The 25,508-nt window shown below is 75.1% G+C and carries 28 protein-coding genes; 14 read left to right on the top strand and 14 right to left on the bottom strand.

Annotated features, from left to right (window positions below):
* Window positions 1–6: 6 nt before the first annotated feature.
* Window positions 7–387 carry a hypothetical protein gene (locus tag CO540_RS14100; protein WP_157779128.1) on the top strand — a complete coding sequence of 127 codons (381 nt, stop codon included), beginning with the start codon at window positions 7–9 and terminating at the stop codon, window positions 385–387.
* On the opposite strand, the gene CO540_RS14095 is transcribed toward CO540_RS14100, so the two are convergent.
* Window positions 384–911, bottom strand: coding sequence for a flavoprotein (locus CO540_RS14095; protein WP_099162401.1), 528 nt, complete (start codon window positions 909–911; stop codon window positions 384–386). The two genes, CO540_RS14100 and CO540_RS14095, sit on opposite strands and share 4 nt — an antisense overlap.
* Before the next feature lie 72 nt (window positions 912–983).
* Here CO540_RS14095 and CO540_RS14090 point away from each other — a divergent pair, with 72 nt between their 5' ends.
* The 5 genes from CO540_RS14090 to CO540_RS14070 all read left to right on the top strand — a co-directional run bounded on the left by CO540_RS14090 (window position 984) and on the right by CO540_RS14070 (window position 5,173).
* A complete protein-coding gene (locus CO540_RS14090) occupies window positions 984–2,264 on the top strand; it encodes an AAA family ATPase (RefSeq protein ID WP_099162400.1) in 1,281 nt (426 codons plus the stop codon).
* Between the two features lie 64 nt (window positions 2,265–2,328).
* On the top strand, window positions 2,329–2,577 hold the full coding sequence (locus tag CO540_RS14085; protein WP_099164758.1) for a hypothetical protein: 249 nt from the start codon (window positions 2,329–2,331) through the stop codon (window positions 2,575–2,577).
* A 9-nt stretch (window positions 2,578–2,586) separates the two neighbouring features.
* Window positions 2,587–2,892, top strand: a complete 306-nt coding sequence (locus CO540_RS14080; protein WP_099162399.1) for a DUF6403 family protein — start codon at window positions 2,587–2,589, stop codon at window positions 2,890–2,892.
* Window positions 2,889–4,241, top strand: a complete 1,353-nt coding sequence (locus tag CO540_RS14075; RefSeq protein WP_099164757.1) for a hypothetical protein — start codon at window positions 2,889–2,891, stop codon at window positions 4,239–4,241. The genes CO540_RS14080 and CO540_RS14075 overlap by 4 nt, the downstream gene beginning before the upstream one ends.
* Window positions 4,238–5,173, top strand: a complete 936-nt coding sequence (locus tag CO540_RS14070) for a hypothetical protein (protein ID WP_099162398.1) — start codon at window positions 4,238–4,240, stop codon at window positions 5,171–5,173. Before CO540_RS14075 ends, CO540_RS14070 begins: the two co-directional genes overlap by 4 nt.
* 27 nt (window positions 5,174–5,200) lie before the next feature.
* Here CO540_RS14070 and CO540_RS14065 read toward each other — a convergent pair whose 3' ends face one another.
* The gene (locus CO540_RS14065; RefSeq protein WP_091581260.1) at window positions 5,201–5,767 is read right to left on the bottom strand and encodes a snapalysin family zinc-dependent metalloprotease; all 567 of its coding nucleotides are present in this window, start codon (window positions 5,765–5,767) and stop codon (window positions 5,201–5,203) included.
* A gap of 135 nt (window positions 5,768–5,902) precedes the next feature.
* Here CO540_RS14065 and CO540_RS14060 point away from each other — a divergent pair, with 135 nt between their 5' ends.
* Window positions 5,903–6,265: a globin gene (locus tag CO540_RS14060; RefSeq protein WP_253866668.1), complete on the top strand. Its 363-nt coding sequence runs from the start codon at window positions 5,903–5,905 to the stop codon at window positions 6,263–6,265.
* Between the two features lie 6 nt (window positions 6,266–6,271).
* Here the strand turns inward: CO540_RS14060 and CO540_RS14055 are convergent, their stop codons facing one another.
* Window positions 6,272–7,039, bottom strand: coding sequence for an SDR family oxidoreductase (locus tag CO540_RS14055; RefSeq protein WP_099162397.1), 768 nt, complete (start codon window positions 7,037–7,039; stop codon window positions 6,272–6,274).
* Between the two features lie 101 nt (window positions 7,040–7,140).
* Between CO540_RS14055 and CO540_RS14050 the strand changes: the two genes are divergently transcribed.
* From CO540_RS14050 to CO540_RS14030, 5 genes are all read left to right on the top strand, one after another.
* The gene (locus CO540_RS14050) at window positions 7,141–7,989 is read left to right on the top strand and encodes a helix-turn-helix transcriptional regulator (RefSeq protein ID WP_099162396.1); all 849 of its coding nucleotides are present in this window, start codon (window positions 7,141–7,143) and stop codon (window positions 7,987–7,989) included.
* 133 nt (window positions 7,990–8,122) lie between these two features.
* Window positions 8,123–8,836: a hypothetical protein gene (locus tag CO540_RS14045; RefSeq protein WP_099162395.1), complete on the top strand. Its 714-nt coding sequence runs from the start codon at window positions 8,123–8,125 to the stop codon at window positions 8,834–8,836.
* 13 nt (window positions 8,837–8,849) lie between these two features.
* Complete coding sequence (locus CO540_RS14040; protein WP_091581243.1) at window positions 8,850–9,110, top strand: hypothetical protein; 261 nt, start codon at window positions 8,850–8,852, stop codon at window positions 9,108–9,110.
* Window positions 9,107–9,523, top strand: coding sequence for a hypothetical protein (locus tag CO540_RS14035; protein ID WP_099162394.1), 417 nt, complete (start codon window positions 9,107–9,109; stop codon window positions 9,521–9,523). The genes CO540_RS14040 and CO540_RS14035 overlap by 4 nt, the downstream gene beginning before the upstream one ends.
* A gap of 43 nt (window positions 9,524–9,566) precedes the next feature.
* Entirely contained in the window at window positions 9,567–12,887 is a 3,321-nt protein-coding gene (locus CO540_RS14030) for an AAA family ATPase (protein ID WP_099162393.1), read from the top strand.
* A gap of 480 nt (window positions 12,888–13,367) precedes the next feature.
* Here CO540_RS14030 and CO540_RS14025 read toward each other — a convergent pair whose 3' ends face one another.
* The 3 genes from CO540_RS14025 to CO540_RS14015 are packed head-to-tail and all read right to left on the bottom strand — an operon-like array spanning window position 13,368 to window position 15,817.
* Window positions 13,368–14,225, bottom strand: coding sequence for an ABC transporter permease (locus CO540_RS14025; protein WP_099162392.1), 858 nt, complete (start codon window positions 14,223–14,225; stop codon window positions 13,368–13,370).
* Entirely contained in the window at window positions 14,222–15,235 is a 1,014-nt protein-coding gene (locus CO540_RS14020; protein ID WP_099164755.1) for an ATP-binding cassette domain-containing protein, read from the bottom strand. Before CO540_RS14020 ends, CO540_RS14025 begins: the two co-directional genes overlap by 4 nt.
* A gap of 27 nt (window positions 15,236–15,262) precedes the next feature.
* Window positions 15,263–15,817 (bottom strand): NADPH-dependent FMN reductase, encoded by a 555-nt coding sequence (locus CO540_RS14015; RefSeq protein ID WP_099162391.1) that lies wholly within the window; start codon window positions 15,815–15,817, stop codon window positions 15,263–15,265.
* A gap of 112 nt (window positions 15,818–15,929) precedes the next feature.
* On the opposite strand from CO540_RS14015, the gene CO540_RS14010 reads away from it, so the two are divergent.
* Window positions 15,930–16,433 (top strand): GNAT family N-acetyltransferase, encoded by a 504-nt coding sequence (locus tag CO540_RS14010; RefSeq protein WP_099162390.1) that lies wholly within the window; start codon window positions 15,930–15,932, stop codon window positions 16,431–16,433.
* A gap of 30 nt (window positions 16,434–16,463) precedes the next feature.
* On the opposite strand, the gene CO540_RS14005 is transcribed toward CO540_RS14010, so the two are convergent.
* The 6 genes from CO540_RS14005 to CO540_RS13980 all read right to left on the bottom strand — a co-directional run bounded on the left by CO540_RS14005 (window position 16,464) and on the right by CO540_RS13980 (window position 22,325).
* Complete coding sequence (locus tag CO540_RS14005; protein WP_099162389.1) at window positions 16,464–17,447, bottom strand: aldo/keto reductase; 984 nt, start codon at window positions 17,445–17,447, stop codon at window positions 16,464–16,466.
* A gap of 116 nt (window positions 17,448–17,563) precedes the next feature.
* Window positions 17,564–18,418, bottom strand: a complete 855-nt coding sequence (locus tag CO540_RS14000) for an aldo/keto reductase (RefSeq protein WP_099162388.1) — start codon at window positions 18,416–18,418, stop codon at window positions 17,564–17,566.
* 135 nt (window positions 18,419–18,553) lie between these two features.
* Window positions 18,554–19,093 carry a DUF1697 domain-containing protein gene (locus CO540_RS13995; RefSeq protein ID WP_098743504.1) on the bottom strand — a complete coding sequence of 180 codons (540 nt, stop codon included), beginning with the start codon at window positions 19,091–19,093 and terminating at the stop codon, window positions 18,554–18,556.
* A 37-nt stretch (window positions 19,094–19,130) separates the two neighbouring features.
* Window positions 19,131–19,886 carry an FkbM family methyltransferase gene (locus CO540_RS13990; RefSeq protein WP_091581194.1) on the bottom strand — a complete coding sequence of 252 codons (756 nt, stop codon included), beginning with the start codon at window positions 19,884–19,886 and terminating at the stop codon, window positions 19,131–19,133.
* A 13-nt stretch (window positions 19,887–19,899) separates the two neighbouring features.
* Window positions 19,900–21,567 (bottom strand): sulfatase, encoded by a 1,668-nt coding sequence (locus CO540_RS13985; RefSeq protein ID WP_172967848.1) that lies wholly within the window; start codon window positions 21,565–21,567, stop codon window positions 19,900–19,902.
* Window positions 21,564–22,325 (bottom strand): CDP-alcohol phosphatidyltransferase family protein, encoded by a 762-nt coding sequence (locus CO540_RS13980; protein ID WP_253866667.1) that lies wholly within the window; start codon window positions 22,323–22,325, stop codon window positions 21,564–21,566. Before CO540_RS13980 ends, CO540_RS13985 begins: the two co-directional genes overlap by 4 nt.
* A 197-nt stretch (window positions 22,326–22,522) precedes the next feature.
* On the opposite strand from CO540_RS13980, the gene CO540_RS13975 reads away from it, so the two are divergent.
* A complete protein-coding gene (locus CO540_RS13975) occupies window positions 22,523–24,130 on the top strand; it encodes a helix-turn-helix transcriptional regulator (RefSeq protein WP_099162387.1) in 1,608 nt (535 codons plus the stop codon).
* Here CO540_RS13975 and CO540_RS13970 read toward each other — a convergent pair.
* Together CO540_RS13970 and CO540_RS13965 are read right to left on the bottom strand one after the other, a co-directional pair.
* The gene (locus tag CO540_RS13970) at window positions 24,069–25,208 is read right to left on the bottom strand and encodes an oxalate decarboxylase family bicupin (RefSeq protein ID WP_099162386.1); all 1,140 of its coding nucleotides are present in this window, start codon (window positions 25,206–25,208) and stop codon (window positions 24,069–24,071) included. The two genes, CO540_RS13975 and CO540_RS13970, sit on opposite strands and share 62 nt — an antisense overlap.
* Entirely contained in the window at window positions 25,205–25,438 is a 234-nt protein-coding gene (locus CO540_RS13965) for a hypothetical protein (RefSeq protein ID WP_099162385.1), read from the bottom strand. Before CO540_RS13965 ends, CO540_RS13970 begins: the two co-directional genes overlap by 4 nt.
* Between the last annotated feature and the right edge of the window lie 70 nt (window positions 25,439–25,508).

Below are 25,508 nucleotides of genomic sequence, written 5' to 3'. Positions count from 1 at the left end.
GCCCGGGTGCTGGACACCGAAGACCTGCTGGCCGGGTTCACGCCGGCCCTGCCGTACACGATGGAGGTCGTCGCCGGCGCGCCCGCCGCGCCCGGCGTGCACCTGGTGCTCGACGGCGGTGTGGTCGTCTACGTCGGCTACACCGGCAACCTGCGCGCCCGGCTGCGCCAGCACCTCACCGGCAACCGCGACTCGTCGGTGCTGCACGACCAGGTCGGCCAGCTCCTCGACACCCCGGGCCAAGCCGCGACCCGTGACGACATCGCCGGGTGGCTGGGGCGGCGCGAGGTCCGCTGGCAGGAGACCGACAACCCCGAGGGTACGAAGGAAGCGCTGGTCCTGGCGCTACGCCCCCGCTTCAACCGGCAGGTTCCCCGGCCCCGTTAGGCGTCGGGTCGCGCCGCGCGCAGCGCGTCAACCACCGCCGCCCAGCGGCTCGGCGTCATCTCGTCCGGTGACCGCAGCACGTCCCCGTCGTGCACCACCACCCCCGCCTCGCGCAGCCGCCGCAGGTTCGGCCGGTAGGCGGGATGCGCCGACAGCGCGGCGTTGACCCGGGGAAACACGTGGATCGGCGGTCCCGCGCCGAGCATCTCGTTGAGGACGCCCAGGGCCAGCGTGTCGCTCGCCCCGACCGCCCACTTGTTCAGCGTGTTGAAGGTGGCCGGCACGACCGCGACGGCGTCGGCCGGCGGGTGCGGCTCGGGGTCGCCGGGGCGGCGCCACTCGGCGCGTACCGGATGGCCGGTCTGCGCGGCGAGTTCGTCGCGGTCGAGCCAGGTCGCGGCGATCGGGGTGGCGATCAGGCAGACCCGCCAGCCGTCGGCGGCGAGCAGTTCGGCGAGCTCGCCGATCCGCTGGGCCGGGGGAGCGGCGCAGACGATGAGGTAGAGCACCGGTGCTTCACTCATGCCCGCAGTCTTACCCCGGGCGTGTTAAGAAGGGGCCCCGCCTCTACCGAATCCGTTAAGAAGGGCCCCGCCTTGCACGTGGTCGAGAGTGTGCTGCGCGACGTGCGCGAGGGCGCGCACCGCGGCGTCGTCGTCGACTCGCCGCCGGGCGCCGGCAAGTCGACCCTCGTCGTCCGCGCGGCGATCGAACTCGCCGTCACCGGTGACCCGCTGATGATCGTGGCGCAGACCAACGAGCAGGTCGACGACCTCATCGACCGGCTCGGCCGGAAGGCGCCCGAGCTGCGCGTCGGCCGGCTCTCCGCGGCCGACTACCGGCCCACCGAGCGGGTCACCGCCCACCCGGCGGTCCGGGTCGCGGCGAAGGTCGCCGACCTGGGCGGACCGGCGGTGACCATCGCCACGGCGGCCAAGTGGGCCACGGTCACCGAGGGCACCTGGCCGTGGGCGATCGTGGACGAGGCGTACCAGATGCGCGCGGACGCGCTGCTGCGCGTGGCCGGGCGGTTCGAGCGGGCGCTGTTCGTCGGCGACCCGGGGCAGCTCGACCCGTTCTCCACCGTCGAGACCGCCCGGTGGACCGGCCTGACCTGGGATCCGATGCAGTCGGCGGTGGCCACGCTGCTGCGGCACAACCCGGAGCTGCCGGTGCACCGGCTGCCGGTGTCGTGGCGGCTGCCCGCCTCCGCCGCGCCGGTGGTGTCCGCCGCGTTCTACCCGTTCACCGGGTTCCGCGCCGGCACCGGGCCGGCCGACCGGGCGTTGACGTTCACCGAGCCGGGGCCGGGCGACGCCTACGACGCCTCGGTCGAGCTGGCCGCCGCCACCGGCTGGGCGTTGCACGAGCTGCCGGCGCGGCACACGGTGCGTACCGACGGCGAGGCCGCGGCGGCGTGCGCGGAGCTGGCGCTGCGGGTGCTGCGTCGCGGCGCGGTCGCGGTCAGCGAGGCCGCGCCCGGCGGCGCGCCGGTGAGCGCGGACCGGATCGCCGTCGGCGCCGCGCACCGCGACCAGGTCGCGGCCATCCGGTCCCGGTTGGGCGCGGCCGGCGCGGGCATCACCGTGGACACCGCCAACCGGCTCCAGGGCCGGGAGTACGACGTGACGATCGTGCTGCACCCGCTCTCCGGCCGGCGCGACGCGACCGCGTTCCACCTGGAGTCGGGGCGGCTGTGCGTGCTGGCGTCCCGGCACCGGCACGCCTGCGTGGTGGTGGCCCGGGCCGGCATCGGTGAGCTGCTGGACGCGTACCCGTCGACCGAGCGGGTGCACCTGGACGTGCCGGTGAAGTTCCCGGACGGCTGGGAGGCCAACCAGACCGTGCTCACCCACCTGGACGCGCACCGGGCCTGACCGGTCGAGGTGGCCGGTCCGAGCGGATCTTCCGGCGGCGGCGGGTGGTGGGCAGGATGTGCGGGTGCATCCTCACGACCCGTACCAGCCGGATCCGTACCAGCCGCACTATCCGCCGCAGTACCCGCCGCCGGGGTACGCGCCGGAGCCGGAGCCGGACGGGATCAACTGGACGACCGTCCTCTGGGTCGCGGTGCCGGCGATCCTGGTGATCCTGTGCTGCGCCGGGTGCGTGGTGTCGGGGATGGCGGGCGCGTTCATGGACGGCTTCCAGGAGGGGTACTCGTCGGCGTCGCTGGCGGCGGTGCGTTAGACAGGGATCATGACCTTGAGCGTGCTGCCCTGGCTGGGCGGGGGTGTCGTGGCGGTGGCCGCCGGCTTCGTCGCCGCGCTGCTGCCCCGGCGCCGCGCCCGCGCCGAGGACCGGCGGGTGGCCTGGTCGTCGGCGCGGGCGGCGATCCACGACGCCGGCGTCAGCCGGGACGCCGCCCGGACGCCGGTGCCCGAGGCGGAACGGCTGCTGGCCCGGGCCGAGCTGCTGGCGGCCGCGCGCGGCGGCGCGGACGCGGCCCACGAGGCCGCCGACCACGCCCGCCGCGCCGACGAGCTGTGGCGGGACGGCCGGTGACCGTACGGCGGGAGGTGCTGCGCTGGTCGCTGCTGGTGGTCGCGGTGGCCGTGCTGGCGGTGTTCCTGGTGGCGCAGCGGCAGAGCGTGACGGTCAGCTACGGGCGCTCGCCGTCGTCGGCCACGCTGCCCGCTGAGGGTTCCGCCGGTGAGCTGAGCGACGCCACGGTCCCGTCGGTCGAGGAGATGACCGCGTTGGTCGCGGCCGACCCGGTGGTCCGGCTGCCCGGTGCGGTCGCGCGCTGGGACGAGGCCCGGGTCCGGGCCGCCATCGGCGGTGACGGCACCCGGATCCTGGTCGCGCCGCCCGGCCTGGACGAGGCGGAACGCAAGCGGGTGAAGGACGTGCAGAACGCCACCGTCCGGATCGTCGGCACCGAGGTCAGCGGCGGCCCCTACCTGGCCACCCCGGACGACCTGCCGGGCTGGCGGGCGCAGTTCGCCACCGGCGACGTGACCGGGCAGGTGCTCGCGCTGCTCGCCGGGCTGCGCGAGCAGCCCGCCCCGGCGGACCGCGACGACCTGCGGTGGCGGGAACCGACCGCCGCCGAGCTGGCCCCGGTCACCGCCGCGCTGCGCGCCACCGGCCGGTACGTCGGGCCCGGCGCCACGCTGCCCCGGCTGCCGGAGGACGACGCGCGGGACGCGTTCCCGGGCGGGGCCTGGTTCGTGGTGCTGCCGGCCCAGCCGTACGGGACGCCGCTGCCGGCGTACGGGCCGGCGCTGCACCGGCTCGCCCCGGATCGGCCGGTGGTGGTGATGTACGGCGGCTGGATCGAGTACCACGGTCCCGGCGCGGCGGACTTCGCCGAGGTGGCCGGCGTCAGCTTCTACGCGCAGTACGGCGGCCGGCTCAGCCGCTACGACTATCCGCAGCTCAACGTGCTCGGCGCCTACCTGGCGCGGGTGACCGACGTACGCTACGCGGGGCTGTTCGACAGGCCGCTGCCGTACCGGCCGTTCGACCCGCTGCGGGTGGCGCTGCCGGCGCTGCCCTGGCTCTTCGCCGGCTGCGTGGCCGGGTTCGTGGTGCTGTCGATCCGCACCGTGCGCGGCGCGGGCCGGAGCCGGCCGGGCGACGTCGGGCCGGATGGCACGCCGGCCCGGTTGGCCGGGCTCTCCGCGCTGGCCGTGGAGCTGTCAGTGCTCACCGACGCCCGCAGCGACCCGGCGCTGGTGCGGGGCGTCGGTCGGCTGCGCGCGGCCCGGTACGCGCTCGACGACGGCCTGCCCGACCGGCACGTACGCGGGCTGCTGGCGGACGCGGCGGTCGAGCTGGACCAGGTGGCCCGGGACGTGCGGATGCCCGGCTACCGCCCGGACGTCTACCTGCGGGGGAGGCTCTCGTGACCGCCGTCGCGCGCCGGCTGCTCGGCCGGCTGGTCGGCACCGCGTTCGGCCGGGCGGTGCTGGCCTGCCTGGCGCTGGCCGGGTGGGCGCTGTGGTCCGGCGGCGTGTTCGACGGCCCGGTGGCCCGGCACGTGCGGGCGTCGTCGGTCTACGCGGCGCCCGGCGTCGACCTGGACCGGACCGCGGCCGAGCGGGTCGTCGGCAACCGCCGGCTGGTGGTGCTGCTGATGTCGCCGGGAGCGGACCTGCGCGAGGCGTGCGCCGACACCGAACGGGTTACCGGGGGCACGCTGGTGCTGGCGATGAGCCGCGACGGCGACGACTGGGACACCTACGGCTGTTCCCGGGTCGGTGGCGACAGCCCGCGCGACATCGGCCGGTCGATGGTCACCGAGACCGTGATCAGTCAGGGCGCGGACGCGTTCGTGGACCGGCCGATCGAGGCGCTGAAGGTGATCGTGCTCAACTACGACCGGCTGGTCCGCACCGGCCTGCTGCCCGACGGCGCCCGGACGATCAGCCCGTCGCTGCCCCGCTACCTGCTGGCCGGCGGCGCGGTCGTCGGCGTGGTGGCCGGCGCGGCGGCGCTCTGGCTGGGCGGTCGGCGGGCCGGGCGGCTGGCCGACGCGCGCCGGGCCGGGCGGGACGCGCGCGCCGATGAGCGGGCCGCGCTGGGCGCCGCGACGGCGGTGCTGGCCCAGCAGATCATCGATCTGGACCGGACCGGCGGGCCGGGCTACCTGCGGTTGGCCGGGGACTACGTGGGGCTGCTCGACGAGGTGTCCGACCCGGACTCCGGGGACTCGGTGGGCCGGCTGCGCGACCGGGTCGAGGAGCTGAGCCGGCGGGCGTCGGACCTGGCGGCCGACGCGGCGGCCGGCGGGACGGCCGGGAGGAACCGGGCACGGACGCGCGGACGGGGCCGGCGGTGACCCGCCGACCCCGTCACCGGTGCGTCGTCAGCGACCGGCGCCGACCACGGTGGCGGCCGGCCAGCTGCCGCTGAAGACCTGGGCGGGCGTCGCGCTGCGGGCCGCGAAGCCGAACAGCGAGTCGACCCGGGCGGCCTCGGTGGAGCTGGGGTACGGGTTGGTGCAGCTGGTGCCGGCGCTGCCGCCGGACATCAGGATGGCGCAGTTGCCGTTGTAGTTGTCCGGCAGGCCGAGGATGTGGCCGATCTCGTGCGTCATGATGCGCAGCGGCGAGTACTGCTGGGCCTGGTAGTAGTCGATGACCACGCGGCCGTTGCCGAGGCTGGTGCGCTGGGCGTACGACCCGCCGCCGTAGGTGTAGTAGATCATCAGGTTCGACCCGCACTGGGCCATGTTGATGTTGTTGGTGCGGTTGTTCCAGATGGACGCCGCCTGCACCGCGTAGCTGGCGAACGGGCCGGCCTGGCTGGTGTTGTAGCAGACGTTGCGGACGGCGGCGGAGGCCGGTGCCGGGTTGACGGCGACCGCGCCCAGCGCCGCGAGCGTCGCGGCCGCGAGGGTGGCGAGGATCCGGGACAGCTTCGGCGTACGCATGGTTCACACTCCTTGGGGTGGGGGGGTGAGCGGAACGCCGCCAGCCTATAGATAGGCATCCATCGATATCAAGGTCTGGTCTGAACTGATCGGGGTCGATCGTCCGTACCCCTGGTCGTGCGGACGACGGAGCTGGTGACCTGTTCCCGCGAGCCCCGCGACCGGCTCGGCCCGGTCGCCGTACGCGAGGCGGTGCACCGCTGGCTGCGGCTGGTAGCGGCCGACGCGGAGCTGGCCCCGTACCTGCTCGGGGTGGACCGCCGGCGGCTCGCCGCGGTGCTCGCGGACCGGCTGGGCGCGGCGCTCGGGGTGCTGCGGCCGGACCCCCGCTCCCCGTTTCCGGGGGAGGCGGGGGCCCTGTTCGACCACCGCCCGCTGACCGAGGAGCAGCGGTGGCGGGTCCTCGACTATCTGGCCGCCGCGCTCTGGGTGCTCGACCTGCCGGTCCGTGCGATCGTCGACGCGCAGCGGGCGGTCGCCGGTCTGCTCCGCGCCTGACCGGGCTCAGGTCGCAGCGTGCGGATCCGCCGCGTTGAGCGTGGCCACCACCTGCGCGTAGTCGCCGCGCGCCTCGGCGTGGCGGAGGAACTTCACCCGCTCGACCTGGATCTCGGTGGCGTCCGGCTGCGCCTCCAGCACGGCCACCACCTCGGCCACGAACTCGTCCAGCGGCATGGCGAACTCGCTGGTCTCCTGCCCCGGCAGCAGGCCGGTCCGCACGGCCGGCGGGACCAGCTCCAGCACCCGTACGCCGGTGTCGGCCAACTGCAACCGGATCGACTCGCTGAGCATGTGGATCGCCGCCTTGGAGGCGTTGTAGCTGGGCGTCACCCGCAACGGCACGAACGCCAGGCCGGAGGAGACGGTGACGATGGTCGCGTTCCCGCGCCGGGTCAGGTGCTCGACGAACGCGCCGATCAGCCGGATCGGGCCGAGCACGTTGGTGGTCACCACCTCCTCGGCCGAGGCGAGGAACGTCTCGGGCGAGCGCCAGTCCTCGATCCGCATGACGCCGGCCATCGCGACCAGGACGTTGAGGTCGGGGTGCCGGGCCAGCACCTGTTCGGCCGCCGTCGCGATGCTCGCCGGGTCGGTGGTGTCGATCGCGACGGTGTCCAGGCCGGGGTGTTCGGCCGCGATCTCGTCGAGCAGTTCGGTACGCCGGCCGCCGACGATCACCGTGTTGCCCCGGTCCTTCAGGGCGAGCGCCAGCGCCAGGCCGATCCCGCTGGTGGCACCGGGGATGAAGATCGTGTTTCCGGAGATGTCCATGCCGCCAGCATGGTGCGGCCGGACCCGGGCGGTGAAGAGATCGCCGATCGGGGGATCGGGGATCCCTGGTTCGCGTCCGACGGCGGCCGGATACTCGGATCATGGACCGCGCAGCCCTGGCCGACTTCCTCCGCCGACGCCGCGAGACCCTGCGCCCCGGCGACGTCGGGCTGCCCGAGGGCGCCCGGCGTCGCGCGCCCGGCCTGCGGCGGGAGGAGGTCGCCGCGCTCGCCGCGATGTCCACCGACTACTACACCCGGCTGGAGCAGCGGCGCGGGCCGCAGCCGAGCCCGCAGATGCTGGCCGCGCTGGCCCGGGCGCTGCGGCTGACCGGGGACGAGCGCGACTACCTGTTCCGGGTGGCCGGACACAGCCCGCCGGAGCGGACGGCGACCCCGACCCACGTCGCGCCGGCGCTGCTGCGGGTGCTGGACCGGCTGGCCGACACCCCCGCCCTGGTCCTGTCCGACCTGGGCGAGACGCTGGTGCAGAACCGGCTGGCCGCGGCGCTGCTCGGCGACCGGACCGGCCACACCGGCCTGGCCCGCAGCGGGATCTACCGGTGGTTCACCGATCCGGCCGAGCGGGAGCGCTACCCGGAGGACGACCGGGAGCGGCAGAGCCGCGCCCAGGTCGCGAACCTGCGCGCCGCGTACGGGTCGATGGGCGCCCGGTCGCGCGCCGGCGAGCTGGTCCGGGCGTTGCGGGCGGTGAGCCCGGAGTTCGCCGAGCTGTGGGAGCGGCACGAGGTGGCCCAGCGCTTCGCCGACCACAAGACGCTCGTCCACCCCGAACTCGGCCCGATCGAACTGGACTGCCAGGTGCTCTTCACCGAGGACCAGTCGCAGGCGCTGCTGGTGTTCACCGCGCCGCCGCGCAGCGAGGCCGCCGAGAAGCTGCGGCTGCTCGGCGTGCTCGGGCACGAGAGGTTCCCGTCCTCCGCCTCGTGAACCCGGCACAGGAACGGTCGTTCACGCCGCCGGGAATCCCCGGCTTTCCTGTCAACCTCCCGTCACGCAGCGTGTTTTCCTGATCCCTTCCGGTCGATAGCGTCGGGGCACTGCCGTCGACGAAGGGCCGACGATGAACGACAACGGACACCCGCTCGACCGTCGGCGACTCCTCGCCGGCGCGGCGGCGGCCTCGGCGGTCACCCTGACCGGCCTGGCCGTCGCCTCCACCACCGGTGCCGCGGCGGCGGCGCCGGCCCGTCCCGGATCGCCGCTGATCACCCGGGACCGGATCGCCACCGCCGCGCTGCGCGCACCCGACGGGTCCGCGCCCGCGGTCGCCGTCCAGGCCGACTTCCACGCCCGGCTCACCGCCTGGCTCGCGTTCTGGTCGGCGAACTCGCCCCGCGCCTGGAGCGCGCCCGTGCACGTGGTCGCCCGGATCGAACCGGCCGGCGACGCGCTGGTCCTGCACGCGATCCGCCACCGGCGCGACGACGAACTGCACGCCGGCTTCGCCGCCGCCCGGCGGGACGCCGCCCACCTGGCCACGCTGGCCAGCCTGCACCACCACTTCCCCAGCGTGCGGGTCCGGCCGGACGGCACGGTCCGCGTCGGCGACGGGGCGGCCGGATTCACCGGCACGCCCGAGCAGGTCGCCTTCGCGGTCGCCGCCTGCCGTCAGCTGTGGGGCGACGCGGCGGCCACCGCCACCCGCTGGCCGGAGCACGCCGGGCGGGTGCTCGCCCGCGTCGGGCAGCCCGCCGACCCCGCCTCGCACGTCGGCTGGGCGGCCTTCACCCGGACCAGCCTGCGTCGCGGGCTGGGCACCGAATCGTACGAGTGACCGGAGGTAGCACATGGCCCGCAACGAGTTCCGCTTCGTGGTCGACGGCGTCGACCTGACACCCGACCAGCAGACCCTGATCGCCGGCGAGATCCAGAAGGCCGGCCTGGCCGCGCTGGGCACCGCCAACGCCAAACTGACCAACCCGCTGACCCTCGGCCACGGCAACATCAAGCTGCGCCCCGAGTGGTACGGGCTCTGGGTGCTCGACGGCCCGTTCGCGCAGGACCTCGGCCAGAAGATCAACGACATCGGATTCTGGATCCAGCGGTGACCGACGCCGCCCGACCGGCCGGTCCGCCGGAGCGGATGTGCCCGAGCACCCCGGCGTCCAACGCCACGGTGTTCCTCGGCATGATCACTCCGGCGGGCCGGGTGGCCTACGTGACTCCGGCCGTGCCGGCCGAGGTGGCGCTCGCCGGGGCCGGCGACTCGGACGAGCCGATCGAGAGCCGGGTCCGGCTCGCCGGCCCCTGCGTCACCTCGTCCTGCGGCTTCTGGACCGGCTCGCACTGCGGGCTGGGCGCCCGGATGGCCGCCTCGTACGCCGAGACCGCCCCGCCCGGCGAGGAGACGCTGCCGAAGTGCGCGATCCGGCGTACCTGCCGCTGGTTCGCCGAGCAGGGACCGGCGGCCTGCCCGGCCTGCTCCCACGTGGTCACCGACGCCCGGCAGCCGATGGGCTGAGCGACGCCGCGGTGTCGGACCCGTCGACTACCGTCGGGAGGTCATGGAGCCGCGGTTCGGCGAGGGGATCATCGGGCGGGAACATCCCGCGGGTCTGCTGCGCGCCGAGGTCGACCGGGTGACCACCAGCCACGGCGGCCTGGCCCTGGTCACCGGCGAGCCGGGCATCGGCAAGACCACGCTGGTCGGCGCCGCCGCCGACCAGGCCCGCCGGCGCGGGGCGCTGGTGCTCGGCGGCGCGTGCTGGGAGTCCGACACCGCCCCCGACTACTGGCCCTGGATGCAGGTGCTGCGCCGGCTGGCCCGCTCGGCCGACGACTGGGCCCGCGCGCAGGAGGCCGCCGGCGTCGGGCTGGCCGCCCTGCTTGGCGGGCCGGCCGCCGACGACCCGGCCGGGCCGGCCGACGACACCGGGCCGGCCGACGACGGGCGGGCCGAGTTCGACCGGCACGACGCGGTGACCACCGCCCTGGTCGCGGTGGCCCAGCACCGGCCGGTCGTGGTGGTCCTCGACGACCTCCACTGGGCCGACCCGGCCTCGCTGCGGCTGCTCCAGTTCGCCACCCAGCACACCTGGTTCGAGCGGCTGCTGCTGATCGGCACCTACCGCGACGCCGAGGTCGAAGCCGGCGACCACCCGCTGCGGCCACTGCTGCTGCCGCTGACCGCGAAGGCCACCACGATCACGCTCACCGGCCTCGGGCGCGACGAGGTGGCCGCCCTGATCACCCGCACCGCCGGTCGCGAGCCCGACGCCGACCTCGTCGACGAGGTGCACCGGCGCACCGGCGGCAACCCGTTCTTCGTCGAGCAGACCGCCCGGCTCTGGCACACCGACGGGCTGGCCGACACCATCGCCCCCGGCGTACGGGAGGCGGTGCGGCGCCGCCTCGACCAACTGCCCGCGCCGGTGGTCGAGGCGCTCACCGTGGCGGCCGTGCTCGGTCGCGAGTTCCACCGTCAGGTCCTCGCCGCCTGCGTGCCCGCCCCGGCCGCCCAGGTCGACCGGCTGCTCGACCGGGCCGCCGCCGCCCGCCTGGTGCTGGCCCTTGGCGGCGGCCGGTTCGCGTTCGTGCACGACCTGGTCCGCGAGACGCTCTACGACGGCCTCGCCGAGGACGAGCGGCGGGCCCGGCACGCCGCCGTGGTCCGGGCCGTCGACCGGTCCGCCGCGGTGACCGACCGGCTCATCCCGGCCGACCTGGCCCGGCACGCCTGGCTCGCCGGGGCCGAGCTGGACCCGGCACGCGCCGGTGACCTGCTGCTGGCCGCCGCCCGCGACGCGACCGGCCGGCTGGCCGTGGAGGAGTCGGTCCGGCACTTCCGGCGTGCGCTGGAACGCGCCGACGAGCCCGCGCGCCGGGTGCGGGTGCTGCTGGAGCTGGCCGGGCTGCTGCACCACGCCGGCACGCCGGGGGAGGCCGAGCGGCTGCTGGTCGACGCCGCCGCGCTGGCCCGGGGCTCGGACGAGCCGGCCGTGCTGGCCCGGGTGGCGCTGACCGCCCACGGGCAGCACTCGGCCACCCGCCGCCGGCTCGACGCCGACGCGCTGATCCGCGAGGCGTACGGGCGGTTGATCGGCGAACCGGAGCCGGACCGGTCCACCGGAGCCCTGGTCACCGACCTCATCACCGCCACCGAGACGCTCGCCCGGCACGGCCGCGACGACGAGGCGCTCACGTTCAGCCTGTGGGCCCGCCACGACACCACCTGGGGGCTCGGCACCGCCGAGGAACGGGCCGTGGTCACCGCCGAGATCCGGGAGGTGGCGCGCCGCACCGGCGACCGGGACACCGAGTTGTGGGCCACCTCGCTGCGCTGGGTCGCGTTGCTGGAGCTGGGCGACCCGGGCTACCGGCACGAGCTGACCGCGTTCGTGGCCGGCTGCCGCGAGGGCGACGTGGCCCGCCAGCGGATGGCGGCGACCGTCGACAGCGGCATCATCGCCGCCCTGCGGGGCGACTTCGCCGGCGCGGAGTCGTGTTACGCCGAGATGGAGGGCTACGGCGAGTGGGAACACTCCGACCACGCCTTCATGGCACACCACCTGCGCTGGGCCCTTCTGCTCCTGCGCGGGCGTCTCGCCGAGGCCGAGGCCCTGCTCGACCAGGCCGGCGCGGGTCACCCGCAGGTCGAGCTGCTGCGCGGGATCACCGCCGCCGAACGTGGCGACACCGCCACCGCGCTGCGGCTCACCGCCGAGATCGAGGCCGCCGGCACCGCGTACCCCCGGCCCGTGTCGCCGGTGTGGCTGCGCCTGCGCGCGCAGGCGGCGGCGGTCGACGGCGACCCGGGTCGCTGCGCCGAGGTGCGGGCGGCCCTGGCCCCGCACCGGGGCCGGTGGATGGTCGCGCTGTTCGGCTGCGACGTGGCCGGCCCGGTCGACCTGTGGCTGGCCGGTGTGGACGCGGCGCAGGGCAGGTGGGACGACGCGGTGGCCGGCTACGTGGCGGCCCGCGACGCCGCCGACCGGCTGGGCGCGCGCCCCTGGTCGGTGCTGGCCCGGGCCGGGTTGGTCACCGCGCTGACCGGGCGCGGCGGGCCGGGCGACGCGGCCGGGGCGACCCGGCTGCGCGCCGCGGTGGTGGCCGAGGCGCGGGCGCTGGGCATGCCCCAGGTGGTCGACCGGCTGGGGCCGGCGGACGCCTTCGGCGACATCTCCGCCCGGACGACGGGGTTGTCCCCGGGTGGCGCTGCCCTCCCCGCGACGGAGCTGTCCGGGGGCGGGCGGGTCGAGGAGCAGGGCCGCGACACGCCGACGCCGGGGGTCGGTGGCACCGGCGTAGCTCCCTCCGGTGTGGACGGAGTCGACCCGGGGTGGCCGGAGTTCCGCCCGGACGGGCCGGTGTGGCGGCTCGCGTGGGCGGGTGTCGTGGTGCACCTGCCCGACGCCAAGGGCCTGCACGACCTGCGGCTGCTGCTGGGTCGGCCGGGCGTGGACGTGCCCGCGATCGACCTGCTCGACCCGGCGGCCGGGCCGGAGCTGGTCGCGGCCGGTCGGCTCGGCGCCGATCCGGTGCTCGACGACGAGGCGAAGGCCCGCTATCGGCAGCACCTGCGGCGGCTCGACGACGAGATCGACCGGGCCGCCCGGCGCGACGACGAGCGGCGGCTGGCCGCCCTGGACGCCGAGCGCGCCGCCCTGCTCGACCAGTTGCGGGCCGCCGCCGGGCTGGCCGGGCGCAGTCGCCGCCTCGGCGACCAGGCGGAGCGGGCGCGCAAGGCGGTGACCGGCCGGATCCGTGACTCGCTGCGCCGGATCGACCAGCGCCACCCGGCGCTCGCGGCTCACCTGCGCGAGTCCGTCACCACCGGCAGCACCTGCCGCTACCTCCCGCCCGAGCCGATCTCCTGGCGCCTCTGACCCGTCCCGTCACGGCCCCGGCCCAGCTTCCCGGTCCGTGCCTCGCCCCGCTCCATGCCTGGCGCCCGCCGCCTCGGTCTCGGCGATCTTGGAGTTGTGGCTCCCAGAGTGCCCGCTTCTGGCACAAATGGCAGGTGCCACAACCCCAAGATCGATGAATCGCACCGCATCGGGAGGGGCGTCCGGCGGCCGGGCGGTGGGTCCACGCGTAACGGGCCCGTCGCCGGGATTTCCTTCAGCCAGGCGTGCCCGTCACGCGCAACGGGCCCGCATCCGGGCGCGCCGGCCCGCGGGCGACAGCCCGCCAGGCGGCCCACGAACCCGGCACGTGCCACGGACCCGTACCCCTGGCACGTGCCACGAGCCCGGCACGTGCCACGGACCCGTACCCCTGGCACGTGCCACGGATCCGGCACGCGCCAGGGGTACGGGTCCGCGCCTGCCGGTCGGTGGCCCGACCCCCGGAGAGCGGGGAAGCGGTCAGCGGCGGTTGTAGCGGTACATGGTCAGGGAGCCGAAGACCGCGACGAAACCGGCGCTCCACAGCAGCAGCCACATCGTGTTGGTGGCGTCCATCGAGCCGCCCATCGCGGCGCGCACCGAGGCGACCAGGTGGGTGACCGGGTTGACCTTGACGAACGCCTGCAACCAGCCCGGCATGGTGGACGGGTCGACGAACACGTTGCTCAGGAACGTCAGCGGGAACAGCACCATCATGCTGACGCCCATCACCGACTTCTCGCTGCGCAGCACCAGGCCGAAGAACGTCCACACCCAGGAGAACGCGAACGAGAAGACCACCAGCAGGCCGATCCCGGCCAGCACGCCGGGCGCCCCGCCGTCCGGGCGGAAGCCGAGCACCAGGCCCACGGCGAGGATGACCAGGGCGGCCAGCACGTAGCGCAGCACGTCACCGAAGATCATCCCGACCAGCGCCGCCGGCCGCCACACCGGCAGGGTGCGGATCCGGTCGAAGACACCCTTCTCGATGTCGTTGTTCAGGCCGATCCCGGTGTACATGGTGATCATCACGACGCTGGTCACCATGATGCCCGGCAGGAAGAACTGGAGGTACGCACGCGGGCTGTCGGCGAGCGCGCCGCCGAACAGGTACGTGAACATCAGCACCATGATGATCGGGAACGCGGTGACGTCGAACAGCTGCTCGGGTACGTGTTTGATCTTCAGCATGGCCCGCCAGCCGAAGGTCAGCGACGCGGAGAGCGGCCCCGGCCGGGCCGGTCGCTCACCGGGGGCGAGCACTGTCGCCAGCGCCTCGGCGGAGGGCACGTAGACGGACGGCGCCCGCCCGGCGGTGGTCGTCGCGGTGTCGCTCATCGGGCCGCCTCCAGCTCGTCGTCCCGCTCGTCCGTCGAGACGGCCGGGTGGTCGGTCAGGGCCAGGAACACCTCGTCCAGGCTGGGCTGGCCGAGGGAGAAGTCGTCGACGACGATGCCGGCCCGGGCCAGCTCGCCGAGGGCGCGGGCGGCCTGCTCGCCGGCCTCCAGGTCGGTGCCGTCCTCGCCGACCCGCGCGGTCAGCGCCACCGGGTCCGCCGCGAGCTGCACCGGCACGCCCAGCGTGGTCCGCAGCACCTGCTCGGCCCGGGACCGTTGTCCGGCATCGCGCAGTCGCACATGGACGGTGCCCGAGCCGACCGACGACTTCAGCTCGCCCGGGGTGCCCTCCGCGATCACCCGGCCGTGGTCGACCACCGCGATCCGGCCGGCGAGCTGGTCCGCCTCGTCCAGGTACTGCGTGGTCAGCAGCACGGTGGTGCCGTGCGCCACGACCGCCCGCACGATCTCCCACACCTGGTTGCGGCTGCGCGGGTCGAGCCCGGTGGTCGGCTCGTCCAGGAACAGCAGGTCCGGCGTGTTGAGGATGCTCGCCGCGATGTCGATCCGCCGCCGCATCCCGCCGGAGTACTTCTTCACCTGCCGGGCCGCCGCCTCGGTCAGCCCGAACGCGGCCAACAACTGGTCGGCCCGGTCCCGCGCGGCCGGCCGGCCCAGCCCGAGCAGCCGGCCCAGCAGGACCAGGTTCTCCGCCCCGGTCAGGTCCTCGTCCAGCGAGGCGTACTGGCCGGTCAGGCTCACCCGGGCGCGGACCGCGTCGGCCTGGGTCACCACGTCGTGGCCGAAGACCCGGGCCGTGCCGCCGTCGGGGCGCAACAGCGTGGCCAGCACCCGTACCGCGGTGGTCTTGCCCGCGCCGTTCGGCCCGAGCATCCCGTACACGGTGCCGGCGGGGACCCGCAGGTCCAGTCCGTCGAGCGCCCGGGTCGAGCCGAACGACCGGACCAGGCCGTCGGCCTCGACGGCCAGGCCGGTGTTCCGGTTACTCATGATCACTACCTCTCTCCGTGGGTGTTCTCAGCAGGCGTACGGGCGGGCCGCGCGACCGTCGCGCAACGCCAGGCCCCACCAGCAGAGCTCGTCGAGGAGCAGCCGGACGTCCTGCCGGAGCCGTTCCTCGGCGTGCCCGGTGGGCTCGCCGTCGAGCAGGTCGACGCCGACGGTGTCCCGCACGGTCGTCGCGTGCAGCGCGGTGAAGACCGTCCGGAGCTGGTCGACCGCGTGCAGACCGACCGACCGGCAGCCGTACGAGACGAAGCCGACCGGTTTGGCCTGCCACTCGTCGTAGGCGACGTCGATCGCCTGTTTCAACGAGGCCGGGAAGCTGTGGTTGTACTCGGGGGTGACCACGACGAACGCCTCCGCCCGCGCCACCCGCCCGGCGAACTCCCGCATCGCCGGCGTCGGCTCGGCGGGCAGGGCGGTCGGGAGGTCGTACCCGGCGAGGTCGATCTCCTCGACCACCAGCCCGTCCCGGCGGCGGGCGTGTGCGGCGAACCAGCGCCCGATCCGGTCACCGACCCGTCCCTCCCGAGTGCTGCCGATGAGCACGGCGAGCCGTAACGGCGTCATGTCGCCCTCCCTCGCTGCCAGCCTCATCCCTACGGCGCCAGACCGGGCGCGACGGTCCGCCAGATCAAATCTGGCGGGACACCTGTCGGGGGTGTCTGGTGCAATCGGGCGCATGGCAGAGGTACGCATCGTCCGGTGGGGCGTCGACGACCTGGCACTGCTGCGAGCGCTGAACGTCCCGGAGGTGCGGGCGCACACCGGCGGCCCGGAGACCGATGAGCAGGTGCGCGCCCGGCACGAGCGCTACCTGCGTGGCCCGGGCCCGCGCAGCGGGAACATGTTCACCGTGGTCACGCCGGACGGGACGAGGGTGGGCAGCGTCGGCTTCTGGCCGCGTGAGTGGCGCGGCGATCAGGTGTACGAGATGGGCTGGGCGGTGCTCCCGGCCCATCAGGGGCGGGGCCTGGCGACGGCGGCGGTGCGCGCGGTGGTCGCGGCGGCCCGGGCGGCGGGTGACCGGCGCTTCGCGCACGCGTACCCGTCGGTGGACAATCCGCCGTCGAACGCGGTCTGCCGCAAGGCCGGGTTCACGCTGCTCGGGGAGACGGAGTTCGAATACCCGCCGGGTCGCCTGATGCGCTCGAACGACTGGCGGATCGACCTGACGGCCGGGTGACCGCGACGGGCCACCCGGCCGGACGGTCGGTCAGCGGGCCGCGTCCAACCGGGCCCGCTGCTCGGCGGTCAGCTCCAGGTCGACCGCGCCCAGGGCCTCGTCCAGTTGCGCGACCGAGGAGCAGCCGACCAGCGGGATCGCCGGCAGGTCGCCGCCCATCAGCCAGGCCAGCACCACCTGGTTGACCGTGGCCCCGGTCTCGTCGGCCACCGCGCGCAGCGCCGCCAGCCGGGCCGGGGTCGACGGCAGGGCATACTCCTCGCCCAGCCGCTCCGACTTCACGTACGCCCCCTTGAGCAGCGGCGAGTACGCGACGAGCGTGAGCCCGGGCTCGGCCCGCAGGTAACTGGCCAGGTCCGGGCCGACCCAGCCGACGTCGCCGTCCGGGTCCAGCGCGTTCGGCAGGTCCACCCGCGACGGCAGGTAGCTGCGGTGGTACTGGAGCACCTCGTACCCGGGCAGGCCGGCCGCGGCGGCGATCGCGCGGGCCCGCTCGACCCGCCAGGCGCGGTGGTTGCTCGCGCCCAGCAGCCCGACGGTGCCCTCGGCGACCAGCTCGGCGAAGCCCTCCACGGTTTCCCGCAGCGGGACGTCGTGGTCCTCGATGTGGGCGTAGAGCAGGTCGATCCGGTCGAGCCCGAGCCGCTCGCGGCTGCGTTCGGCGGACTCGCGGATCACCTTCGCCGACAGGCCCTCCGCGTTGTCGAGGTAGCTGGTGCCGGGCGCGAGCGGACGGGCGCCGAGCTTGGTGGCGAACACCACCTCGTCGCCCACCCCGCGGCTGCGCCGCCAGCGGCCGAGCAGTTCCTCGCTCTCCCCGCCCTGGCCGCCGTTCTGCCAGAAGGCGTAGTTGTCCGAGGTGTCGACGAACGTGCCGCCGGCCTCCACGTAGCGGTCCAGGACGGCGTACGAGGTGGCCTCGTCGGTGGCGGTGCCGAAGAGCATCGCGCCGAGGCTGAGCACGCTGACCTCGCGGCGGGTGGCCGGGTCGGTGCCGATGGTGCGGTAGCGCATGGTGTTCCTCCCCGTCGGAGCGTTTCCGGCCACCCTGCCCCTTCGAGTGCGCGCGAAGTCAAACGCGACGGAGGGGCCCCGGTTCCCCGGGGCCCCTCCGTGACGTGTCCGACGGCTCAGCTCGGCACGTAGTCGAACGTGTCCGGGTTCGGGCCCTGCCGGCCGGCCTCGCCCCGGCCCAGGCCGGTGAGCCGGTCCATCGCGGCGTCGTCGAGCGAGAAGTCGAAGATCGCGAAGTTCTCCTCGATCCGCTTCGGGGTGGTCGACTTCGGGAAGACGATGTCGCCGCGCTGCACGTGCCAGCGCAGCACCACCTGGGCCGGGGTCCGCCCGACCTCCTCGGCGATGTCGACCACGGTCGGGTCGTCGAGCACCTTGCCCTGCGCGATCGGCGACCACGCCTCGGTGAGGATGTTGTGGGCGCGGTCGTACGCGCGCACCTCCTCGTTGCCGAAGTAGGGGTGCGCCTCGATCTGGTTGACCGCCGGCACCACGTCGGCCTCGGCGGCCAGGCGCTCCAGGTGCGCGACCTGGAAGTTGGACACGCCGATCGACTTGACCTTGCCCTCCCGCTGGAGGTCCTCCAGCACCTTCCAGGTGGAGACGAAGTCGCCGTCGTAGAGGGTGGGCAGCGGCCAGTGGATCAGGAACAGGTCGAGGTGGTCGAACTTCATCTCGCGCAGCGACTGCTCGAACGCCTTGCGGGCGTCGTCCGGGCGGTGGAAGCCGTTGTTCAGCTTGCTGGTGACGAACACCTCGTCCCGGTCCAGCCCGGAGGCGCGCACCGCCTGCCCGACCTCGGCCTCGTTGCCGTACATCTGGGCGGTGTCGATGTGCCGGTAGCCGATCTCCAGCGCGGCGCCGACCGCCTGCGCGGTGTCCTTCGGGTCGATCTGGAACACGCCGAAGCCGAGCTGCGGGATGGTGTTGCCGTCGTTGAGCGAGATGTCCGGAACGCGGTTGGCGGCCATGTCGATTCTCATCTCCGATCGTTCGGGGGTGCTCGGGAGCGCTTCCACGCGGTGGCTCCCGGAGCGTGCCACCCGGTGTCTCTACCCGCTCGCCCCGCGTCCTCACGGCCTCGGGACGGTGATCTGGGACAAGCCTCAGCCGGCGGTGAGGTCGCGCAGGGCCAGCACCGACTTCCAGTTGCGGACCGTCGCCGCCACGCCCAGCACCTTCTCCAGGTAGGTGTTGGTGAACTTCGTCCGCCCGTAGCGGCCGGTCGGGAAGTGCAGGTGCACCTCCCGACCGGTCAGCGCGTACTCCATGTCCTCGCCGGCGGGCACGGCCAGCTCGCGGGCCCGCGCCGGCGCGGGCGCGGCGGACAGGAACGCCACCAGCACCCGGGTCGGGTCGTCCTGCCGCCCGGCGTACGGGCTGGCGTCGACCACGGCGGCCAGCTCGCCCGCGTCCCGCACCAGGACCGGCACCCGCAGGCCCAGCTCGTCGGCGAGACGCTTCGCGATGCCCTCGGCGAGGACCTCACCGTCGGTGGGTGGGCTGGTGAACACCACGTTGCCGCTCTGCAGGTAGGTCTTGACGTCGGTGTGCCCGAGGTCGGTGACGAGGCGTCGCAGGTCGGCCATCGCCAGTTGGGCGTTGCCGACGTTGACACCCCGCAGCAGGGCGGCGTAGCGGGCCATCGATCCTCCTCGCGGCGGCGGTCCGGCCCAGCCTAGGTCAGGCGGAGGCCAGACGGGCGTAGACGTCGCCGGAGCGGCCGGTCGGGCGGTACGTCTCCAGCAGCCGCACCAGGCCGTCCGCGTCCAGCCAGCGCTCGGCGGCGAAGCGCATGGTCTCCACCGGCGAGAAGTTGTAGCGGTAGCCGCCCGCCCGCGCGCCCAGCCGCTCCACGAGGTCGAGCGCGGCGAGCGCGGCGTCGTGCGCCGGCGGGAGGTACTCGAAGGAGAGCCCGCGCACCGGCCGGCTGAGCCCGGACAGCACGTCGACCTCGAAGCCCTCGACATCGACCTTGCAGAACGCCGGCTCGCCGTGCCGCGCGACCAGGTCGTCGAGCGTCACCACGGGCACCTCGACCGACCGGTCCCACCGGACCTTGGCGAAGCTCGGGTCCGCCGTGACCGAGTCGATCCAGGACGACGACATGGTGGACACGGTCGGCGTGGCGGAGGACAGCTCCAGCCGCGCCTGCCCGGCCCGGGCGCCGACCGCGGTGGGCTCGATCACGACCCCGTCGTCCCGCCCGAAGGCCAGGCGCAGCACGCGCAGGCAGTCCGGCTGCGGCTCGACCGCGACCACCCGCGCGCCGAGCCGCCGCCAGGTGCGTACCCGCCCGCCGACGTGGGCGCCGATGTCGAAGCCGAGGTCGCCGGGGGAGAGGAACTGCCCGTACAGCTCCCGGGCGCGCCGGTGCTTGGCCGGCTGGCCGTGGTAGATGGCCAGGGAACGGGTGATCCCCCAGGCCCGCGCGAGCATCGTCACGACATTCCTAACTGTGAGTGCGGGACTGCGGTCCGAACGTCCGCAGGAAGCGGTCGCGGAACGACTCCATCGGCCAGACCGGGGCGTCCGGGGCCGGGTTCAGGCCGTCCTGCCAGCCCCACCCGGAGATCCGGTCGAGCACGGCCGGGTCCTTGGCCACGATCGTGATCGGCACGTCCTTGTCGGCCCCCTCGCCGGTGATCGACCGGGCCGGCTGGTGGTCACCGAGGAAGACCAGCACCAGGTTGTCGTCGCCGTACCGCTGGACGTAGGAGATCAACGTGCGCAGCGAGTAGACGATCGACTTCCGGTAGGCCCGGCGGGTGCCCTCGTCCGCGCGGGGGGCGCGGTTGGTGCCGGCGAAGACCGACCCGTCACCGAGGTCGTCCCAGTCGACCAGCTTCGGCACCGGCGACCACGGGATGTGGCTGGACAGCAGCGGGATCTCGGCCATCACCGGGGCGTGCCCGGGTCCCCGCTCCGCGCGCTGGAACGCCTCCAGCGTGAACTGGTCCGGCGGCGAGGAGAAGCTGAACGTCGGCCCCCGGTAGCCGAGATCCTCGGCGCCGTAGACCCGGTCGGGGGCGAAGAAGTCGGCCTCCGGCCAGGCCCGGGTGAGCGCCGGCATGACCAGCGAGGTCCGCCACCCGGCGCGCCGGAACGCCCCGTTCAGGGTCAGGCGGTCGCTGCGCACCAGGTTGGTGTAGCGCAGCTGGTTGTCCGCCCGGATGCCGGTCATCAGCGTGGCGTGCGCCAGCCAGCTGCCCCCGCCGGTGGTGGACGAGGTGAGGAACGCGCTGCGGCTGCCGTAGCCGGCCGCGCGCAGTTGCCGCGTCCCGTCGTCGAGGACGGCGTCCACCTCCGGCGCCAGCTCCGGGTCCTCCACCGCGACCCGGCCGTAGCTCTCCACGAACGTGACCAGGACGTCCTTGCCGCGCAACCCGGTGAGCAACTGGTCGCCCCGGGCGTCCTGGAACGGGTCGCCGGCGAGCTGGGTGCGCAGCCGCTCCTGGTCGTGCAGACCCGAACGCACCTGCCCGGCGCGGTCGTACACGCCGGTCGCGACCGTGTCGGCGGCGACCGGCAGACCCGGGACGACCTGCGCGCCGAGCACGGCGCAGACCACCCAGGCGGCCGCGAGCGCGGTGGCGGCGCGGGTGCTCGCGACCCGGTGCCGGGCCGCGACGCCGGCCAGCCGCCGCACCGACAGCGTGACCAGCACCGGTACGGCGACGACCGCGGCCACGGCCGCGACGACCGCGACCACCTGGGCGGTCCGGCCGTAGGACTCGGCGAGGAACTCCGCCCCGGCGGCGAGGAAGGCCCAGTCGGCGATCAGGTCGAACGGGCGGTCGAGGACGGTCGAGAAACCGAGGTCGACGATGGTCAGCACCAGGACCAGGCCGAGGAGCGCGCCGAGCAGCGTGGCCAACACCCGGCGCGGCCGGGCCGGCAGCACCAGCAGCAGGGCGACCGCGACCAGCCCCTCCACCGGGATCCGGAGGAACGCGGCCGGGGCGAGCAGGTCCACCTCGTTCGGCAGGGTCAGGGCGACCAGCACGAGCACGGCGGCCAGCGCGGTCACCACCAGGGCCGGCACGCGCCGTCGCCGAGGCGCCGCGCCGTCCGTCGGGGTCTCGTCCCGCTGCGGGCGGGACGGTTCGTCGTGGGTCACGGCCGCCGCGCCCCGACCTCGGCCGGACGGCGGGTGACCAGCACCCGGGTGCCCGGCTCCCACTCGGCGCGGGGGGCCACCGGCGCGGGGGAGACCGGAGCGGCCGGAAGCGACGCCCGCCGCGCCCGGTGCCGCCACAGCCACCACACGTCCCGGCCGAAGGACTCGACCAGCAGCGCGAGCGCGCCGACCACCGCCGCGACGGCCAGCGGCGCGGGCAGCAGACCCGTCGCCACCACCGCCAGCACGATGCCCTGCACGGCCGCGACGGTCTTGCGCCAGTAGCGCGGCGGCAGCGTGCCGTTCAGCCACGGCAGCACCCAGCCGGCCGCGACGAAGGCGTACCGCATCGCGCCGATCACCAGCACCCAGGGGCCGACCTGGTCGGCGACGTGGACACAGAGGACCAGGACGAGGAAGGAGTCGGCCTCCATGTCGAAGCGGGCGCCGAGCGCGCTGACCGTGCCGGTGCGCCGGGCCACCTGGCCGTCGACCCAGTCCAGGGCGAGCGCGACGGCGGTCAGCCCGACCAGTGCCGGGACCGACACCGGTCGGCTGAACGAGTCCACCACCAGCGCGGTCACGCCGCCGGCCAGGGTGGCCCGGCTCAGCGTGACCCAGTCGGCCGGCCCGAGCCGGCGTCCGCCCGAGCGCCGCAGCCCGTGGCTCAGCGCCGCGACCATCACCACCCCGCAGAGGAGGCCGGCCAGCCAGCCGTAGCGGCCCAGGCCGACCGTGCCGTGGAGGCCGGCGAGCACGCCGACCTGGAGAATCGCCCCCGCGAATGGATCAGTTCGGACCGCAGACACCATGCCTCCGAGGTAGACGTCATGACCACACGTGTGTACGCAGAACATGCCCGTTCGGTTCGTTGTGATGCCGGAAACTCACGATCACGAGTGGCTTTCATGTGAAACGTCCGTCCGGCCGGGCCGCCCGTGGTTGATTCGGTGCCGTGCCCGGACCCTACGGCGCGGCCGACCCGCACCGCCACGCCACGCTGCTGGCCGCCGCCGACCGGCTCGAACTCGCCGGGCGGACGGCCGAGGCGCGGGACCTGCTCGCCGCCGAACTCGCCGCCGACCGGGCCGGCGCGGCCGATCGTGCCCTGCTGCGCGGGCGGCTCGGCGCCGGGTACGGCCACGACCACCCGGCCGCCGCGCTGACGTACCTGGGTCTGGCCCGCTCCGGTGTGCCGCCGGAGCGCCGGGCGTGGTCGCGCGCCACCGAGGCGTGGGTCGCCGCGCGGGTCGGCCACCCCGACGCCGACGCCCTGCTGCGCTCGGCGGGCCGGGCACGCGCCGCGTACCCGGCGCCGGCCGCCGCCGTGCGGCTCACGCTCGCCCGGGCCGCCCGCGCGCTGGCCACCGGCGCGGTGCCCACCGCCGGCGACCTGCTCGCCGCCGTCGACCCCCACCACCCAGCGGTACGCGGGGAGGCCGTCGCGGTCCGTCACGACCGGATCGAGGTCCAACTCGCGCTCGGCCGGTACGAGGACGCGGCGGCGGCGCTCGACGCCGCGTACCCCGATCTGCCGGCGGTGGCCTGGCCGGCGCTGACCGCCTGGTCCTGCCGGCGACTGCTCGCGGCCGGTGCGCTGCCGGAGGCGGACGCCCGGGCCCGGCTCGCCCTGGACCGCCCGGCCGTCCCGCTCGGCGTGGAGGCCCGCGCCGCCCTGACGGCGGTACGCGTCGAGGTGGCGTACCGGACCGGGCGGCCGGAGCGGGCGCGGGCGCTGCTCGCCGACGCCCGACCGGCCCGGTCCTGGCCGGACCGGATCCCGTACGCGTCGCTCGGCCTGGCCGCCGCCGGCGACCCGGAGCCGGCGCGGCACCGGGACCTGCTCCGCGCCGTCGTGGCCGACCTGACCCGCACGGCGCGTCCGCTGCTGGCGGTCGCCCAGTACGGCCCGCGTCTGGTGCAGGCGCTGCTGCTGCTCGGTGACGCCCGCCGGGCGAGGGCGGTGGCCGACCGCCTCGCCGAGGTGGCCGGGCGGACCCCCGTACCCCTCTGGTCCGGGCTGGCCGGGCACGCGGACGGCCTGGTCCGCCGCGACCCGGAGGCGCTGCGGGCGGCGGTGCGCGCGCTGCGCCGGGCCGGTGCCCGGCCGGCGCTGGCCGACGCCCTGCTCGACCTGGCCCGGTCGCCCCGGGTCCGGCTGCCCGAGGCGCGCGGGGCGGCGCGGGAGGCGGCGGCGGTGTACGGGCGGTGCGGCGCGACCGGTGACCAGGAGACCGCCGAGCGGTGGGACGGGCATCTCGACGTCACCCGCCGCCGTCCGGCGCCCCGGCCGCCCGGGCACGGCGTGGCCGCGCTGACCGCCCGGGAGGCCGGTGTCGCCGACCTGCTCGCCGCCGGGGCGACCAAGCAGCAGGTGGCCGGCCGGCTGCACCTGTCGGTCCACACGGTCGACACCCACGTCCGGGCCGTCTACGCCAAGCTGGGCGTGCGCAGCCGGCTGCAACTGGCCCGACTGTGGGACGCCCGCCACGCCCGCCCGGTCAGCGCACCACCGGACGCTTCTCCCTCGGCAGCGCCTCGATCATCTCGCGGGGCAGGTTGAGCGTCGCGGCGCTGATCTCCGCCGGCAGGTTCGCCATCCACTGGGTCAGCGAGATGTCCTCGAACCGGGGCTTGCGGAACATCTCCAGGAACACCAGCGGCTCGTCGCCGAGGTTCTCGATGTAGTGGCCGTAGGCGAACGGCACGTAGCCGACGTCGCCGGCCCGGAAGTCGAACGTGCGGGCCACGCCCGTGCTGGCGAACACGCCCATCCGGCCGTGCCCGGAGATCCAGTACTGCCACTCGTCGTCGGTCGGGTGCCAGTGCAGCTCGCGCAGGCCGCCCGGCTCGATCTCCACCAGCGCCGCGCAGATCGCGGTGGAGGCGGCGAAGTTCGCCGAGTCGGCGATCCGGACGGTGCCGCCGGGGAAACGCTGCGGGGCCTGGGCGAGCAGCCGGTGCTTGAACGTGCGGGGCACGTCGCCGGTCGGGCTGACCACCCGGTCCTCGGTCAGTGGCGGCGGCACCTCGCCGGGGAAGATGTACTTCTCCCGCTCCGGCAGGCTCTCCATCTGCTCCATGGTCCAGCCGAAGTTCTTGGCCAGCACGCTCCGCGGCGTGTGCGCGAAGAAGTCGCTGAGCAGGAACGTGCCGTTCTCCGAGAACGCGCCGTCGTCGAAGACCAGCAGGAACTCCACCCCCTCGTCGAGGGCCTGGATGTGGTGCGGCACGCCGTGCGGAAAGAACCAGAGGTCGCCCTGCCGCACGTCGTCGAGGAAGTTGCGGCCCTCCTGGTCGACCGCGCCGATCCGGCAGCTGCCGGAGATGACGTACGCCCACTCGGCCTGCTTGTGCCAGTGCAACTCCCGGTACGCCCCGGGCTCCAGCGCCATGTCCACGCCGGCCAGTTCGGTGGCGATCGGCAGCTCCCGCTGGGTCACCTCGCGGGTCCAGCCGCCGCGCTCGATCCGGGTGTGCGCGTCGGAGAAGGAGAACTTCAGGTTGGGCAGCGTGCCGGAGTCGGTGGGCGGCGGCGTCAGCACGTCCGGGTTCTCCCGGTCCCGGGTCACGTCGCGCGGTCCCGTGTCGCGGCTTCCGGCGCCGGCGCGTACCGGCTGGGGCGGGTCGGCGGAGGTCATGCTCGGCTCCTTCGGTAGGTCGGTGCGGTGCGGACGGGACGGGGCGCCCGGAGCAGCGCGCGGGCGACGGCCGGCCCGTCGCGCAGCGCCACCGCTGCCGGTACGCCGAGGCAGGTCAGGCCGACGGCGGCGGCGGCCCAGGGGAGCCCCGCGACGGCGAGCGCGGCGGCGGCCAGCAGCAACGCGGCGAGCCGGCGGCGCAGCCCGGCCGGTGGAGAGACGTCGGTCATGCGCCGATCGTCCGGCGGAGGACCGGGGGTCCACATCACGCGTTCGCGGGATCCCGGATTCCTCCACTTG

Source organism: Micromonospora sp. WMMA2032 (genome assembly GCF_002688545.1).
GTDB lineage: Bacteria > Actinomycetota > Actinomycetes > Mycobacteriales > Micromonosporaceae > Micromonospora > Micromonospora sediminicola.
The sequence above is the reverse complement of the archived record's forward strand: the minus strand, read 5'-3'. Positions and strand labels throughout refer to the sequence as shown.